Annotated in this window: 14 protein-coding genes; 5 read left to right on the top strand and 9 right to left on the bottom strand. The window is 36.6% G+C overall.

Translation table 11 applies throughout. The annotated features are described in order from the left end of the window. Positions 1-120: 120 nt before the first annotated feature. From ACO052_RS04995 to ACO052_RS05010, 4 genes are all read left to right on the top strand, one after another. Positions 121-2,511, top strand: coding sequence for a two-component regulator propeller domain-containing protein (locus tag ACO052_RS04995; protein ID WP_422108045.1), 2,391 nt, complete (start codon positions 121-123; stop codon positions 2,509-2,511). Between the two features lie 2 nt (positions 2,512-2,513). Then, a complete protein-coding gene (recO, locus tag ACO052_RS05000; protein ID WP_422106899.1) occupies positions 2,514-3,233 on the top strand; it encodes a DNA repair protein RecO in 720 nt (239 codons plus the stop codon). Between the two features lie 42 nt (positions 3,234-3,275). Further along, positions 3,276-5,693, top strand: coding sequence for a TonB-dependent receptor plug domain-containing protein (locus ACO052_RS05005; RefSeq protein WP_422106900.1), 2,418 nt, complete (start codon positions 3,276-3,278; stop codon positions 5,691-5,693). A gap of 152 nt (positions 5,694-5,845) precedes the next feature. Further along, entirely contained in the window at positions 5,846-6,316 is a 471-nt protein-coding gene (locus tag ACO052_RS05010) for a regulatory protein RecX (RefSeq protein ID WP_422106901.1), read from the top strand. A gap of 64 nt (positions 6,317-6,380) precedes the next feature. Here the strand turns inward: ACO052_RS05010 and ACO052_RS05015 are convergent, their stop codons facing one another. The 7 genes from ACO052_RS05015 to ACO052_RS05045 all read right to left on the bottom strand — a co-directional run bounded on the left by ACO052_RS05015 (position 6,381) and on the right by ACO052_RS05045 (position 12,807). Continuing rightward, entirely contained in the window at positions 6,381-6,869 is a 489-nt protein-coding gene (locus ACO052_RS05015; protein ID WP_422106902.1) for a DUF6646 family protein, read from the bottom strand. A gap of 60 nt (positions 6,870-6,929) precedes the next feature. Then, positions 6,930-7,790 (bottom strand): cupin-like domain-containing protein, encoded by an 861-nt coding sequence (locus ACO052_RS05020; RefSeq protein ID WP_422106903.1) that lies wholly within the window; start codon positions 7,788-7,790, stop codon positions 6,930-6,932. A 66-nt stretch (positions 7,791-7,856) separates the two neighbouring features. After that, positions 7,857-8,951, bottom strand: a complete 1,095-nt coding sequence (gene bioB / locus ACO052_RS05025; RefSeq protein WP_422106904.1) for a biotin synthase BioB — start codon at positions 8,949-8,951, stop codon at positions 7,857-7,859. A gap of 31 nt (positions 8,952-8,982) precedes the next feature. After that, positions 8,983-9,459 (bottom strand): hypothetical protein, encoded by a 477-nt coding sequence (locus ACO052_RS05030; protein WP_422106905.1) that lies wholly within the window; start codon positions 9,457-9,459, stop codon positions 8,983-8,985. A gap of 52 nt (positions 9,460-9,511) precedes the next feature. Further along, complete coding sequence (locus ACO052_RS05035) at positions 9,512-10,885, bottom strand: flotillin family protein (protein WP_422108046.1); 1,374 nt, start codon at positions 10,883-10,885, stop codon at positions 9,512-9,514. A gap of 92 nt (positions 10,886-10,977) precedes the next feature. Then, positions 10,978-11,619, bottom strand: coding sequence for a hypothetical protein (locus ACO052_RS05040; RefSeq protein ID WP_422106906.1), 642 nt, complete (start codon positions 11,617-11,619; stop codon positions 10,978-10,980). A 48-nt stretch (positions 11,620-11,667) separates the two neighbouring features. Next, positions 11,668-12,807, bottom strand: coding sequence for a beta-ketoacyl synthase N-terminal-like domain-containing protein (locus ACO052_RS05045; RefSeq protein ID WP_422106907.1), 1,140 nt, complete (start codon positions 12,805-12,807; stop codon positions 11,668-11,670). Between the two features lie 243 nt (positions 12,808-13,050). Here ACO052_RS05045 and ACO052_RS05050 point away from each other — a divergent pair, with 243 nt between their 5' ends. Then, a complete protein-coding gene (locus ACO052_RS05050) occupies positions 13,051-13,479 on the top strand; it encodes a cytochrome c oxidase assembly factor Coa1 family protein (protein ID WP_422106908.1) in 429 nt (142 codons plus the stop codon). Positions 13,480-13,510: 31 nt separating this feature from the next. On the opposite strand, the gene ACO052_RS05055 is transcribed toward ACO052_RS05050, so the two are convergent. Continuing rightward, positions 13,511-16,375 (bottom strand): hypothetical protein, encoded by a 2,865-nt coding sequence (locus tag ACO052_RS05055; protein WP_422106909.1) that lies wholly within the window; start codon positions 16,373-16,375, stop codon positions 13,511-13,513. 4 nt (positions 16,376-16,379) lie between these two features. Further along, the gene (locus ACO052_RS05060) at positions 16,380-17,168 is read right to left on the bottom strand and encodes a hypothetical protein (RefSeq protein ID WP_422106910.1); all 789 of its coding nucleotides are present in this window, start codon (positions 17,166-17,168) and stop codon (positions 16,380-16,382) included. Positions 17,169-17,286: the final 118 nt, after the last annotated feature.

Here is a 17,286-nt window from a genome sequence, read left to right on the forward strand (position 1 = left end):
GTTTTAAGAATAATAGAGACTAAGCCTTCATTATTTTATGAAGGCTTTTTTATTGGCTTAGTATATTATTAAAGCTATATTATCGTTACTATTAATATATTTGACAAAACAATTCTCTTGATGAACAAAATGAGTTTTAAGGTCTTGCTCCTTTCATTTGCCTTTTCTTTTTTTCTTAAGGGCTACGCTCAAGACTTTTCAGCACTATGGCAGGCACATTATTCTTATAACGATATTGTCGATGTTGTGAACGGTAATAATAAAATTTATGCCGCAGCGCAAAATGCAATTTTTGAATATGATAGTTTATCAGGTGAATTGAAAACAATTACGACTGTCGACGGTTTGTCGGGTGAGCAAATAACCACCATTTATTACAGTGAGGCTTTTCAATCTTTATTAATAGGTTATGAGACAGGTTTAATTGAGATTTATTTTGAAACCGATGCATCAGTGCTATCGGTTGTGGATATTTTAGAAAAAGAAAACATCACTCCCGCGAATAAACGAATTAATGACTTTTATGAGCATGAAGGCTTAGTTTATATTTCTACGGATTTTGGAATTTCAGTGTATGATTTAGAGCGATTAGAATTTGGCGATACCTTTTTTTTGGGAAACGGCGGGGTTCAGATCAATGTAAATCAAGTGACCATTCTAAATGGCGAAATTTTTGCCGCGTGTGGCGATAATAATGGACTTAAGAAAGCAGATTTAAATAACCCAAATCTTATTGATTTTTCACAGTGGCAAACGCTATTACTTGGCAATTTTGGCTTTGTTGATACCATATCGGATAAAGTTTATACCATAGGATTTAATAGAGACCTGATAGAAATAGATGGAGCCATTGTTAATACCTTGTTTAATTTTCCTTCGAATCCCTTGGATACCCAAATATCAGGATTTAATTATATCGTCACTACAGTGAATCTTGTTTATGTTTACGATCAAAACTTAACATTAGTCAATAGTTTTCAGCCAACAGATGAATTCGATACTGATTTTACTTCGGCAACACGAGTAGAAAATGACATTTATATAGGAACGACTGGGTTTGGAGTTTTAAGAACTTCCGATTCGGGAAACTTAGACTATCAAGAGGTAAAACCCAATGGTCCCTTATTTAATGAGGTATTTAGACTAGATGCTGAAACTGGAGTCGTCTGGACAAGCTTTGGGGATTATACCGAATCGTTCAATCCCGCGCCATTCAGGAGAAGGGGTTTAAGTTACTATATTGATGAGGTATGGGAAAGTATACCTTTTGATAGTGTTTTGGGGGCAAAAAATCTAGCAGAGATAGCCATAAATCCATTTAACCCCAATCAAGTGTTTATAAACTCTTGTCAGGATGGCATATTAGAGATTAATGATTTTGAACCTACAATTTTATATAATCAAGATAATAGTGGCCTTGAATCTTTGATACTTCCTGGTGCGCCAAATTTCGTTAGTATTAGACTTTCAACGTCTATCTTTGATAGAAATGGCGTTCTATGGTCATTGACATCACGGGCACCGAACCCTTTAAAATCTTACGATCCCAATACAGGTAATTGGCAGGGCTTTGATTTTTCTACTATAATTAATGATGCCCTGACAGACGAGTTAGGTTTTTATGACATTGCTATTGACAATAGCGGAACCAAATGGATAGGTGGATTTTCTAATGGGCTTTACGCATTCAACGAAAATATAGGGAATGAGCCTCTTAGAAATATAGTCTCAGAAGAACAGAACCTGCCCTTCACTAGGGTAACTGCATTAGCTGTGGATAATAGAAATCAGCTCTGGGTTGGTACTTTTTTGGGTTTAAGAGTTCTATTTAACACTTCGGGGTTTTATGATGATCCCAATCCTACCTTAAGTTCAATCATAGTATTAGAGGATGGTATTCCACAAGAATTATTAGCTGGAGAAACAATTTCGGATATAGAGGTGGATGGTTCAAATAATAAGTGGGTAGGAACGGTAGATTCAGGGGTTTTTTATTTTTCACCAGATGGGCAAAATACCATTTTTCACTTTACAACTGATAATTCTCCCTTGCCTTCAAATCGTATTAATGATATTTCTATAGATTCTGATGATGGGACTGTTTACATAGCGACAGTTGCGGGAATGTTGGCTTTTAGAGCAGGAGGGTCAAAACCCGAGGAGACTCTAGAGGATGCTTTTGTATATCCTAATCCTGTGCGGCCTGAATACAACATATTAGGATTTAATGACCTAAACGATATCAATAAGGGTATCAAGATAAGCGGTCTTACCGAAAGGGTTAATATTAAAATTACCGATATAGAAGGTAATTTAGTTGCTGAAGCACAATCTAATATCAACTTAAGGTCTTCTACTGCCAACTATAATTTTGCTATCGATGGAGGTACCGCAATTTGGAATGGTAAAAACCTAGCAAATGCCATAGTACGGACAGGTGTTTATTTAGTGATGATTTCGGACTTGGATTCGTTTGAAACCAAAGTGCTTAAGGTCCTTATTGTCCGTTAGATATGCTAACAAGAAATAATAGTATTGTCCTTTCCAAACTTAAATACAAGGATAACGATCTTATTGTAAAGTGTTACACGCAACAAAGAGGTGTGGTAAGCTATATATTACGTGGGGTTTTAAAGTCTAAAAAAAGCCAAAAAAAAGCCATTTATTTTCAAGCTTTATCCCAACTTCAAATTGAGGAGAATTATAAACCAAACCGATCACTTCAAAATATAAAGGAGGTGAAATTTAACTATATATACAAGAGTCTCCACAACAATATTTATAAGAGTGCCATTGTTTTGTTTTTATCAGAAATTCTTTCATCTGTGCTTAGAGAAGAGGAAAAGAACGATGCGCTTTACAACTATATAGAAACAGCCTTGCAATACTTAGATAGTGAGGACCAGTATTCAAATTTTCACTTGCTGTTTTTGTTAAGACTTACGCGATATTTAGGATTTCAACCAGAAAATCATAACACAGACTATCCCTATTTCAATTTAGAATCTGGAATTTTTGAAGTGACTCCCTCTGGAATTTATTCCATTACAGGTGAAAATTTAACATTGCTAAAACAATTGTTGGGCATAAATTTTGATGCTATTCATATTATAAAAATTAATGCAAAGCGAAGACAGGAATTTTTAAATATGTTATTGTATTATTTTGAGTTACATTTGGATGGTTTTAAAAAACCAAAATCATTGCAAGTGCTTAATGATGTATTTCATTAAGCAATTTTTTACGAAGAGATTTTAATGAAGATGTGCATGAAAATGAAATGTAATATCATTTTTAGTGTTGTTTTGTTTCTTCTTTTACAGCTATCGTTTTCCCAAACCATTACTGTTTTAGAAAAAGGCGTTAATGAGCCTATTCCAGGTGTTGCTTTGTACAATTTAAAGAAGACCAAGTACGTCGTAACGGATAGTGTTGGAAAGGCCAGCCTCGATAAATTCAACGCTCGTGAAATCATATTTTTTCAGAATTTGTTGTATGAAAAACTGCAACTCAGAAAGTTTGAAATTGCTGAAAATAATTACACGATTTATTTAACTCCCAAAATAGAAGGGCTCGATCAAATCGTAATTTCAGTCTCCAAATTTGAACAGAGTAAACGCGATATTCCCCAGTCTGTAGTTAGCCTGAATGCCAAAGATATAGTATTGACTAACCCCCAGACAAGTGCTGATTTACTGGACAATTCGGGGAACATATTTATACAAAAAAGCCAGATGGGAGGAGGTAGTCCGATGATCCGTGGTTTTTCGACAAACAGGTTATTGATAACTGTTGATGGCGTAAGAATGAACAATGCTATATTTAGAGGGGGAAATCTTCAAAATGTCATATCTATTGACCCATTATCCATTCAAAACGTAGAGGTTACTTTGGGTGCCGGATCTGTGGTTTATGGAAGTGATGCCATTGGTGGCGTTATGAGTTTTTACACCAAAAAACCGCAGTTGTCTTACAAGGACGAATTGCTTGTAAATGGCAATGCTTTGCTAAGGTATAGTACGGCTAATAGGGAAAAAACAGGACACTTTGATTTAAATCTTGGCTATAAGAAATGGGGTTTTTTAACTAATGTAAGCTATACGGATTTCGATGATTTAAGAATGGGGAGTCATGGTCCTGATGCGTATTTGAGACCGGAATATGTTATAAGACAGAATGGCGAAGACATTATCGTACCTAATGACGACCCTCAGGTTCAAAAACCTACGGCTTATAGTCAAATCAATTTGATGCAAAAGGTGCATTATGAGCCCTCCGATAACCTCAAATTTGATATGGGTTTGTACTTTACGACAACTTCAGATTACCCCAGATATGATCGTTTGTTGCGTCCTCGTGGAGAAACGCTTCGTTCGGCAGAATGGGAATATGGACCGCAGCAATGGTTAATGACAAACTTGCAAGTCACGAAAATGAGCAGTAGCTCTAATTTGTACGACAAAATTCAAGCTACTGTCGCCTATCAAAATTTTAAAGAGAGCAGAAGGGACAGAGACTTTCAGTCGCCATTGAGAGAAGTCAGGGAAGAAAATGTTGATGTGATGTCCTTTAATTTAGATTTAGAAAAAAAGCTGAGCCCTAAAACAAGCTTTTCTTATGGCTTAGAATACCTCTACAATACCGTTGGGTCAGAAGGGCAAGAAGAAAATATAGACACAAATACAACCGCTCAAAATGTAACGCGTTACCCTAACGGTGCTACATGGCAATCCTTTGCAGCCTATACGAGTTTTAAGTATAAACCCCATTCAAAATTTGTTTTTCAATCGGGCTTAAGATACAATCAGGTTATTGCGAATGCCGATTTTACAGAGAATAATGCCTTTTTAAATTTGCCTTTTAATGATACGAAAGTAAATACAGGAGCACTAACAGGAACTGCTGGAATTATATGGTCTCCCAGCGATATGATTCAGTGGAAGTTAAATGCTTCGACAGCATTTAGAGCTCCTAATATAGATGATATTGGAAAAGTATTTGATTCAGAACCAGGGTCTGTTGTGGTACCAAATAATGACTTAAAGGCAGAGTATGCCTATGGTGGTGAGCTAGGATTGAGATTGAATTTTGATAATAAGGTTATGATAGATATGGCAACATATTACACCTTTTTAGATAATGCTTTAATACGAAGGGATTTTGAGTTAAATGGTGATACCGAAATCATTTATGATGGAGAACTGAGCACTGTACAGGCCATTCAAAATGCTTCAAAAGCCTGGATATATGGTTTTGAGGTTGGTCTAGAGGCTAATCTCTCTAAAAACTTAAAATTGCGCTCACAATACAATGTTATTGGGGGAACCGAAGACAATGATGGTGTTGAAGTGCCGGTGCGGCATGTGGCCCCCTATTTTGGAAGGACCCATTTAATTTGGGAAAAAAACAACCTATTATTTGATGCCTTTTTAGTTTACAACAATGAATTATCATTTAATCAACTCGCCCCTTCAGAACTCTCTAAAGACTATCTATATGCTAGGGATTCGAACGGAAACCCTTATGCCCCATCGTGGCATACCATTAACTTTAGAACACAATACTATTGGGGGGATAAATTTACGTTGACCGCAAGTTTGGAAAACATAACCGATCAGCGTTACAGACCTTACTCATCTGGTATTGCCGCTGCTGGGCGGAATTTGATTTTATCCTTTAAGTATGCACTATAAAAAAAGGGGACATAAAGGCAAAATGAGGGCTAAGTAGTTCTTTTTCTAGGGGTCGGATTAACTAATAACCGACCGTAAAGAGGTATTAAAACTATCTAATAAACAGTTGGTTGGTCGCTTCAAATTATGAGCAAAATGTTATATTTAAGATTGTGAATCTACAAAAAACATATACCGTCGATGAAGCGCAAAAAAAGCTAGAAAGGTATTGTGCTTACCAAGAAAGGTGTCATAAAGAGGTAAAAGCTAAATTGTTAGAAATGCGTATGATTCCGGAAGCGATAGATCAAATCATAGTACATCTTATTGGACATAATTATCTGAATGAAGAACGTTTTGCCAAGACATTTGTAAGAGGGAAATTTAGAATAAAAAAATGGGGAAAAAATCGATTGGTCAGCGAATTAAAGCACAGAGACATCTCAAGGTATGCTATTGAAAGCGCTTTAAAAGAAATCGATGAAACAGAATACGATTTAACCTTAGACAATCTGATTAAGAAGCGCTTAGGGCAAGTCAAAGAAAACAATGTTTACAGGAAAAAGAGAAAAGTAGCAGATTACGCATTATACCGAGGGTGGGAGTCGCACCTGGTCTACGAAAAATTAAAACAGTATATATAAAAAAAGCCTTTTCAGTCCCGAAAATTATCGAAAGAAAAGGCCTATTTGCTTATTGGTGTATGGTCTATAAATTAAACGTTGCCCCTAAGTTTATAGTGAATTGATTATGCAATTCTTCAGCTGGGGACAGATTATCGTTGTATTTGGCAAATGGTGTATTGAGCTCTGTATAAATACCAAAGCCTTCTGAGAAAAAGTAACGTGCACCCAAATGACCTCCAAAATTTTTAAGACCCAAATTTAGACCGGGATACAAATCAAAATTATCATCGATATTCAAAACATTACCAATATTAGCATTAAAGCGTGCCTTAAAATCGAAGCGATCCCCAAAATCGGCTTCTAGAGCATCTTCCACACCAAGTAAATATGTTGATGTTAGACCTATGGAAATATTCTCACCTATACCATAATCATAAGATACATTAATACCTGTACCATTATCTTGAAAATTAGCACCAACTTGAAATTTCTGGTCTCCTTTTCCTTCAAATGCTTGGGAGTAGCCTAGACTTACAAACAATAAGGCTGCTATTAAAACGATTTTTTTCATGATTTGAGTTTTAAAAATGAGGGCAAATATACAAATTGAATTCAATTTGTATTAAAAAATCTAGGCAAAACGATTGGTGTTGGTAATGGCCTTTTCGTTTTTCCAGTCAATCCATTTTTGTCCTCTAAACCGACGCATTAAATTATCGTAGTTACGCATCAAGAAGATATTATATAAGGCCTTGCCGAAGTTTTTAGGGTTTCTGGCAATAGCCCTTAGGCTCATAGAAAACCCAGGTGTTAAATACCGCATATAGTGCCAATAGCCTTCTGGCATGTAGAGTACTTCCCCGTGATTTAGATTGCAAACCCAACCTTTGGCATGTTGTAGCGCAGGCCATTTTTCAAAATCAGGATTGTAAAAGTCGATGTCCTCTCTTGTAATTAAAGAATGCGGTACTTTATATAAATATTTGTTCTGTTTTTGATCAAACAAGATGCATTGTTTTTTACCTTCAAAATGAAAATGGAAAATGTTAGCCAAGTCGATATCATAATGCATAAATGTATAGGAGTCTCTACCGCCAAAGAAAAGCATAGGTAAACCTTTCATGAGGCGCAAGCCAAAATCGGGATAATTAAAATCATTTTGTAATTCTGGGACTTCCTTTAATATATTCCACAAGAAGATTCTGTATTTGGTAGGTTCACGCTTTAGCAAATCGACATAATCACTCATTTTCATAGTCGCGTGCGCCTCATTAAACCCCTCTTTATAATCGACTGGCCTATCGTCATAAAGCGGAACCGTTTTGTCACCGGCAATGGTTTTCATGTAGTCTAAACTCCATTTGGAATGGGCAGGCCAATCCTCAATAAAACGTTCTATGACTACAGGTTTCTGAGGTTTAAAGTAATGCTTTATAAAATCAGCTTTGCTGATGGTTTCAACACGAGGTATGTCTTGAAGGTTCAATTGCAATGGTTAAGCCTTTAGTGCGCCAAAGTTAATAAAACGTTACCAAAGTTTAGTTATTGTTAAGCGTAATTACTTTAGTGCTTTTGCTTTTAGTTTGGCTTCTTCGTTACGTTCAATTTTGTGATCTGGTCGAGACCATTTTGGTTTTTCGCCCAATGATTGGTATTGAGAGTCCTCAGCTTCGACGGTTGTGGGCTGCATTTTTTTGATAAATGGCTTCTGTGGATTCAGTCCTAAGAGCTTAAACATTTCCATATCCTCATTGACATCTGGATTAGGTGTTGTCAATAATTTATCACCTGCAAAAATAGAATTTGCACCGGCAAAGAAACACATCGCTTGGCCTTCTCTGGTCATTTGTGTTCTCCCCGCACTTAAACGCACTTGAGTCTCAGGAATAACAATACGTGTGGTGGCAACCATGCGTACCATATCCCAGATGGAGACAGGCTCTTGGTCTTCTAAAGGAGTACCTTCTACAGAGACAAGTGCATTAATAGGAACGGATTCTGGCTGTGGGTTTAGCGTCGATAAAGCCACTAACATCCCAGCGCGATCTTCAACCTTTTCACCCATACCAATAATACCACCTGAACAAACTGTAACATTGGTTTTACGGACATTATCAATAGTCTCCAAACGATCTTCATAGCCTCTTGTCGAAATGATTTCTTTATAATAATCTTCCGAAGAATCCAAGTTGTGATTGTAGGCATACAATCCAGCTTCTGCCAAACGCTGAGCTTGATTTTCGGTAACCATCCCTAAGGTGCAGCACACTTCCATATCTAGCTTATTGATGGTGCGGACCATTTCCAATACCTGATCAAACTCTGGCCCATCCTTGACATTTCGCCAAGCCGCTCCCATACAAACTCTCGAGCTCCCCGAAGCTTTCGCACGCAGGGCTTGCGCCTTGACCTGTTGAACACTCATAAGATCGTTACCTTCAATATCGGTATGATAACGCGCTGCCTGTGGGCAATACCCACAATCTTCAGGGCAACCACCGGTTTTGATGGAAAGTAAAGTGCTTACCTGAACGGTATTGGGGTCATGGTGTTTTCTATGAATCGTCGCTGCCTCGTAAAGCAGTTCCATTAAGGGCTTGTTGTATATCTCTAGTATTTCGTCTTTGGTCCAGTTGTGTCTAACTTCGCTCATATGAATTGATGTCTTAGTAAAACAAAAATAGCTATAACCATTTAGATTCGCGTTCTGTTGCATCTAAAATATCAATATTTAATAAAGATGCCAATTCATGAGCTTTTTTAAAGGCGTCTTCTTTATCATAAGTCACATAAGCTGTAATCTTTTGGTTTCTATTGTAGAATAAATTCAGTTTTATAATGTCATTTGAGACGTTTGCTTCTGCGGATCTTGCTCTAAGGGTTGTCGTTTCCGTAGTTTTAAAAACGGATATGTATTCCACATCATCTGGAAGTGGTTTCCACTTACCAAAATTCAATCCAAATATGGACTTGATGTTTCGGTATTGCATTTTATCAAAATCTATTTCAGAGCCTTCTTTAAGAAGCAAGTATACACCTATGCCAATACTAATAAAGCCACCAAGGCTGGTCACCAGTAAATAGACACCCACAGTTATTGCAGCATAACCAAGTATTAATTCCCATAAGGGAAGGGGTCTTTTAAAAGTAAACGTGTTCACAACAGTATGAAATTAAAAAGCCCATTGATAGCAATGGGCTTAATTTTAGAAATTAGTCTTCAGACGTCTCAATTTCGGCATCATCCGCATCTATCTCCTTTTTGTCTTTACCCTTTAAATACTCAGGTAAATCCATACCAGCCATATTAAACATTTCCTGTAGCGGAGGTACGGCTTTGTACATACCGGAGATAAAGTTCGAAGTAGACGATTTGCCGTCTGCACTATTACCATTTTCCCAAACGGTAACTTTATCGATTTTAATGTTTTTAATGGCTTCGGCCTGAGTCTTCACCAATTCTGGTAATTTATCAGCAATTAAAAGCAATACGGCATCTTTAGAATTATTGCCTGCAGCTTTTACAATCTCGTCTAAACCAGCAGCTTGCTTGGTTAAAACTTCATAGAGCCCTTTGGCTTCAGCTTGAGCTTTAAACAATATCGCATCAGCTTCACCTTTAGCACGTCTTCTAATGCGCTCAGCTTCAGCTTCGGCATCGATCTCAGCTTTCTTTTTAGCGATTTCGGTTGGGACAATAACATCGGCCATTTGCGATGATCTTTCACGTTCGGCCCTTGCCGATTCAGCTTGTTGCTCTGCAGCATAAGACTCTTCCAAAGCTTTTGCAGCTTGTACTTTTTCTGATGCTATGGCGACGCGCTCTGCTTCAGCTTCGCGCTGACGACGCAGGGAATCGGAGTTAGCTACCGAAATTTTAGCGGTGTTTTCACCTTCAACTGCTTTTGCGTTTGCAGCAGCAACTTGTGTTTTTTCATCTTGTACAGCATTGGCTTCACCAATGGCACCGTCCCTGTTTTTCTCAGCTACGGATTTACGTGCCGCATTAATGGCATGTGCTGCTGCTTCCTTACCTAGGGCTTCGATGTAGCCAGACTCATCAACAATATCCGTAATGTTTACGTTGATTAATTTTAAACCAACTTTCTTTAATTCTGATTCAACAGATTGCGAAATATTAGTTAAGAACTTATCGCGATCCGAATTAATTTCTTCAATATCCATTGAAGCCACAACTAAACGCAATTGACCAAAAATGATTTCTTTTGCTAACTCTTGAATGTCTTGTAATCCAAGACCGAGTAAACGCTCTGCCGCATTTTGCATGACACCAGGTTCGGTTGAGACACCAATAGTAAAACGCGATGGCACATTGACACGAATATTTTGCTTGGAAAGCGCATTCACCAGATTAACTTCAATTGAAATCGGTGTTAAATCCAAATATTCATAATCCTGAATTACCGGCATAATAAAGGCTGCACCACCATGAATACATTTCGCGGATTTTCCACCACCAACTTTACCATAAACAACAAGGATACGATCTGAAGGACAGCGTTTATAACGTCTTATCAACACGATTAGGATGAGTACAATAATTAGGGCTGAAAAAATGAGGACCATAGGACCTCCAATGCCCTCCATAATGTTTTCTTGAATAAGTAATGTCATGGAATTAGGATTTTAATGGTTAATATGTTTTTGATTTAAGTGTTTTAACTATTTAATAAATGGTTTCCACCACTATCTAGTTCTTGAGCTTTAGTATCTAAAGGTTCAATAGGTTTGCGTGTATGGTCTACAATGAGAATACCGTTAGACGTCACATCAACTACCTTTATAATAGTGCCTGATTTTAAATCGGTCATGGCGTCCGTTAATGCATCGAGCTCTCTCATGGTACCTTGAACATTAACACTTACCTTTCCCATACGACTGCGATCGGCTCCAATGGTCAAATACACCTCACCAACAGCATCGATGGCATTATCATAATTAAGTGTGCCACTATCGACGAGCTTACCCATGAAATAAAACAGAGAAGCTACGACAATCATCATCAACAGGCCACAAACCGTAGAAATAACCAAGGTCAATGGCGTTGAAAGCCCAGCATCGAGACATGCAATGCCACTCCAGCCAAAAATGGTAAAAAAGCTAACGACATTTTTGAAAGTTAGAAATTGAAAACCGATACCAGAATCACCATCAATATCCGAATCAACATCGCCCATATCGTCGGCATCGCCACCAACAAAAGCCAAGATCATGACGATAATAAAAACCAAAGACGCTACTATGGCTATTGACCAATAGATTTTAGGTAGCAATTCTAAATTTGAAAACCAGTCTAGCATAATTTAGTGAGTTAACGATTAAACAATAGTTTTACTTTCATAAATATCTCATTTTGAAAGTATGACAGACACAGCGTTACCACCAAATCCGACGGCATTAATCATTATTTTTGAAATCTTTTTTGGAGTCGGTTGATCCAAATAAGGAATGTCAATAAATTCTTGATGGTTAAGCATAAGTATGGCCATTTCTATACTGAGCATTCCGGAAGCTCCAAGACTATGACCGATCTGTATTTTGTTAGTAGTTAAAGCAGGAATTTTGTTACAAAAAATCTGTTTTATCGCATTATATTCTGCTAAATCTCCTTTTATGGTGCCTGGTGTGTGCGTTATAATAATGTCAATATCATCAGGATTGGTCTCCCCTAAAGCCATAGCCATAGAACGTTGAAAACAGTCCGCATTGGTAGACAATGAGGCATTGTGTTCTAATAATTCCGTGCCATACCCAAAGCCTTGGATAATGGCTAAGGCATTATTGGTTTTTCCTTGCTCTAAACAAGCCATGGCTGCAGCTTCGGATAAAATCATAGTATTTTCCGTTTTCTCTAAATCTAGAGCTTTACATGGAAAAGTATCGTTTTTGCGTGCATAAATCTTTAAGGCCTGCATTTGTGCAATGGTAAATGGAGTTAAAGGGGCCTCGGTACCACCAACGAGAAACTTACGGCACATGCCTGAGTTGAGCCAAGCCATACCATTTAATAGGGCATGCAAGGCCGTAGAACAGGTGATGGAATGCGAAATCTCAGGACCTTTAGTCTGTAAGTCGTGTGCCACCCAAGAGGAAATGTTACCAAGTGTTGTGGTCGGTGAGCTCAGCGTTTCTGCCGTATTGCTATTTAAAAAACTTTCGTAATATTTCTCAAACAAGCCTGTGGCGCCTCGAGAGGACCCTATATTGATTCCAAAATTATCATTAGTGGGCCAGCCAGCTTGCTTTACGGTGTGCCTTGCCACAAAAATGCCATATAAAACGGAATTGTCGAGCTGTTTATATTTAGGATTTGAACGTCTAAGCGTATCGATTTGCTGTTTAATATCGGCGGGTAATTCTGCCATGAGCCTTCCATTTTTTTCGATAAAAAAATGGGGTTTGGAAACGTAGTTGTTCCAAATCGTGTCTTTATTAAGACCTAAAGGCGAAATGGATGCTATTGCGGTTATAGAGATGGGTTGATGCATATGTGTATCATGCTGAACTCCTGTCTGCCTACAAGCAGGCGTTTCAGCATCGCTTTGTAAAAATTATGTGACCCTAAAACATCCCGATTTTGATAGCTGTCGGGACTGTCGGCACAGGGTGATGTTTAATTAGGACAAAAGTAGTGTATAAACGTTATTTTAAAAACCAACTTCAGCTATTTATGACTAAATTGTAACATAATGAAAGTAGAGGGGACTTACATGTAAAAATCAATCGGTATTATGGAAGAACACAGACCAAAAAGTTGGTTGTCTAGAAATTGGGGCTGGGTCCTTGGTGGCGGCTGTCTCACTTTGATTATTATCGTTATTGCGTTCGTCGGAAGTATTTTCTTTGGGGTCTCCAAGATGTTTACGTCTTCCACACCTTATAAGTATGCCATGGAGCAAACAACGACAAATGACGAGGTCGTCAGTTTACTCGGCGAGCCCATTGAAAGTGATGGGATAATGCAAGGGAATATTAGTTTAAAAAACGATGATGGAGAAGCGGATTTTACAATCCCGATTAAAGGACCTAAGGGTGGCGCAAGTATTGTGGTGGTGGCAACCAAAAACAATGGCGAATGGATCTATGAAGCCCTTTATGTTCAGATTAAAGACACTAAAGAAGAGATAAATCTTTTAGACAAGGTTTTAGAGGGTAATTAGGGCAAATAAAATTTTTGCCCTAATTACTTATTTAGAATTTTAAATAGATCTGATAGCCTACTTGTATTTCGCTATAGCCGTTAGTTTCCCATTCGGAGGTATTCGTGTAACGATACCTAAAGAAAAACTTATTGTCACTATCCGCTGAAGGTGTGTAAAAAGCTCCAAGTTCATAACGCTGCAACCATCTTTGATCTTCTAGAGCAGATTGTCTACCATTTGGATCATCTAAGAAGTTGTCTGCCGAATATACCGTAAAAAATTCTTCGTTATCTGGTACTATGGTTCTGAATGGCCTGAAACGTAGATAAGCACCAAAACGTTCTTCCGGACGAATTCTAACGATGACATCTGGATATAAGCGAATCATATTGACATCCTTTTCTAGTTGTCTAATGGTTGCTTCTGCATTTTCGTCTGTAGGGTTTGGAACATCATCGACAACTTTAACTCTTCCATAATGCACGCCCCCATTAAGCTCTACACGCGTTTTTATTAGTGGAAAATCAAAAGATGCAATATTGAGATCCACGCCAACAGAAACATTTTCAAAACGTATTAAATCTAAATAGGTGATATAATTATCTGTCTGAGGTTCGTTATTGACAAAACTTTCCGTTTTAAGTACCTGTAATTCGCGATCTTCTTCATTGAGTTTAGCCCAAGTTAGATTAAATATCGCATAATTGGCAAAGCCAACATTTGAACTTCTACCTGTTCCTAAGGGCATGCGTTTTGTCCATAAAGGCACTTGTTTTTCTACCTCAAACTGTACCAAACCATTGGGTTCATTTTCCTTAAATCCATTAAAATCAGTAAAAACTTTAGCGTTTAAAATCTTAGATGATTTTTCTTTTTTAAGTTCTACTTGTTTCTCATCATTTGGATCATGCAGAGGTAATTTAACGACTTGGTTTTTTGGGCTAAAATCTAAGCGATCATTTTGATGACGCTGAATGTATAACTCAATGACATTGGTTAGCGGTAATGAAAATACTTTTTCGCTTCCTTCAAAGGCATATAGATCATAATTGTCAAGATCCGCAAAGTCTGTTTTTGAACTAAAACCAATTGGGAATTCATTTTCAAACTTTAATTCTTTGCCTAATACGTTTTTTAATAGTTCCTTGACATAAGGCTCATCATAGAAATAGATTATTGCGGTATCCAAGCTTATATCTCTGTAATACTTTTTCCTGTAGTCCCTAATGGAATTAACAAGGGCAATTTTATCAATACTAGGAAGAATAATTTCACCTGTAACTGTGATATGTTCGATAAAACCACTGTTAATATCAATTTCAATATTACTAACTTTAAAATCCCAAAGAGGCACTTTGGTCAATTTACTATGATTATCAGCAAGAAAAAAGTTAATCTTATTTTGATATGACCTCATTCTTGAAGAGAAGAAAGATTTGTCAGATTCTTTATTCTCAATGTAAGATTTTAAAGTGTTTATGTAGGTTTGATTAAATTGAATTTTGTCTTCAATTAGTGCTTTAGATTTCGCATATTTATCTTCTTTTTTTGACAGGTAACTTATACTATTGGCATTAATCCGTTTGTTTTCGGCTTTTAGAATGTCCATTTCTTTTTTGTTTTCTGCTATATCATTTTCAATGGCCGTTTTTTGTTTTTCGTAATTCTCTATTTCGGAATTACGATTAGATATTAACTCTTTATAAGAGTCGATCTCTTTTGATAAGCTTTTGTGACATTTTTCATTTGCGATTTTATAATTTTTCAGCTTAATGTACTGATTGGCAAAACTTTCATTTCCATTCCCTTCAGCAAAATTGGAAAACTCATATATATTATAGAGTTGCTTTATTTTTTTTGCAATGTGTTTTTTAAAAAGGACTCTCGCTCTTCTTCTTTTTCCTTTTTTTAAGTTTTGGTAGTATTGAACAAATTCTCCTAAGAAAGACTTTTTATATACGGTTATCTCATCACCTGTAATATTATTTTGATTTGGGTCTGGGCATGTGGATGTCGTCGTATTTGGATTATTTTCTTCTTTATAATTTTTATCTTCTTTTTTTAGCGCCGCTACGCTACAATTTTTACTTATTTTGGAATAGATGTCTTCAGGTTCTTTATTATCTCTTGTTAACCTATGATTTACCTTTTCTGGCTCGCAATGTTCTTTTGATAAGAAATTCATGAACTCATCAAGGTTAATGGTTGCATATTTGCCGGTTAGCTTTAATTTTATAGGTTTATCAGAACCTTGAAAAAATGTTCCTTTGCTCTGTTCTTCATAACTGTATATTAACTTCCTAATTATTTTGGATTGCCTGTCAAAATAATCATCAGTATCAAGTCCATTAATTGTTTTTTTAGTAATTGTTACCATGTCGTTATATTTCAATATTCCGGCCACGGGTTCTGTATCATATTCAAAGGCTGTTACGACTAAAGCATTGAAAAACTGATATATATTCCTAACATTTTGTATTGCTTCATTTCTTTTATTGAGTTGAGTAGCTAGTTTTTCATTGGATTTTTCCTCATCTTCTTTTTTTTCTTCGTCAGTATTTTTAAGTGGTGCAAGGATGGATTTAAATATTTCATATTCTTTTTTAGATTCATCCATGTCAACAATACTGTTGATGGCATCCACTAAATGACGTCTAAATGAATTTTCAGTAAAGGGAAAAACCTTAAAGGTAATGTCCTTGTCTTCATCATTTTCGCCTTTAGTTTTAAGGGTTTCGTTCTTCTCGTTTTTTAACGTGAATGTGATACTTTTTGGGTCTTCTGCGGAAGCATAAATTAATATAGTTTCCGTTTTATCGTCTTTGGTTACAGAATAATTATAAGGCTGCAGTTGCTTTTGGGCGTTAATACCAAACGCAACAAATAATAGGATTAGAGTTATTTTAAGCTTCATGGGATTAGTTGTGTTTGGTTAGGTTTAGTTCTAAATGGCGCGATTCATTATTTTCATTGAACACAAAAACTCCTGTTAAATTATTATCAGTTAATGAAAAAGAATCATTTTCGGTGTTCATTACCGACGATAAATTATTAGCTTCTCTGTCCATGATATGGCCGCTTACCTGATTTGAAGTGTTGAAATTTCCCCTGATTTGAACAATGTTATCCTCGGAAGTATTATGAATAAAAAAACGAAATTGCCCTTCAAAATCTATAAATCCAGTACAGGTAAGGCTTCTTACAAAAGTTGGTTGTGAAACCTCATCTGAAGTAGGGATTAAAATGTTAAGCTCGCCCGTATAAAGACCATTGAGGTTATGGTCTAATGCTTCATTATTAAAGTTGATAATTGAAGCAATTAAATTATTATCAGAAAATAAATTGTCTGACATTTCGAGCGTAATAGAATCAGACAAAATATTGGGGGAGATAGGATCAAACATGTCACTTTTAATAAAGGAAATATTTTCGAAATTCTGATTCATATCCTTAAAGGCAAATACCGCATACTTGCCTGAAAAATCTCCATTACTAATATTTTTTAAGTTTAGTGTGTTTGAATAAGGAACAATCGATTCACGGTTTTCGGATAGCTGGGAAAAATTAAAACTGATTCTGTTAGGGATATTAAAAGAATAAGTTTTCGCCTTTAGTTCAGGTACTTCGTAGTTGTCTTGCTCACAAGATATTGACAATAAACAAATGCCAATACCTAATAATAAGGCATAGGGGTGACTTTTACTCATAGTTAGGTTGGTTAGAGTTAACAAAAAATTTTCAATAAACACTTCCGGGGTGGAAGTCGGGTCAACAAGAACTAGAATAATCCTTAAGGGGAATTACTTAAAGTTATGAAAAAACTGA

Origin of the sequence: Winogradskyella sp. (assembly GCF_965228925.1) — a bacterium.
GTDB lineage: Bacteria > Bacteroidota > Bacteroidia > Flavobacteriales > Flavobacteriaceae > Winogradskyella.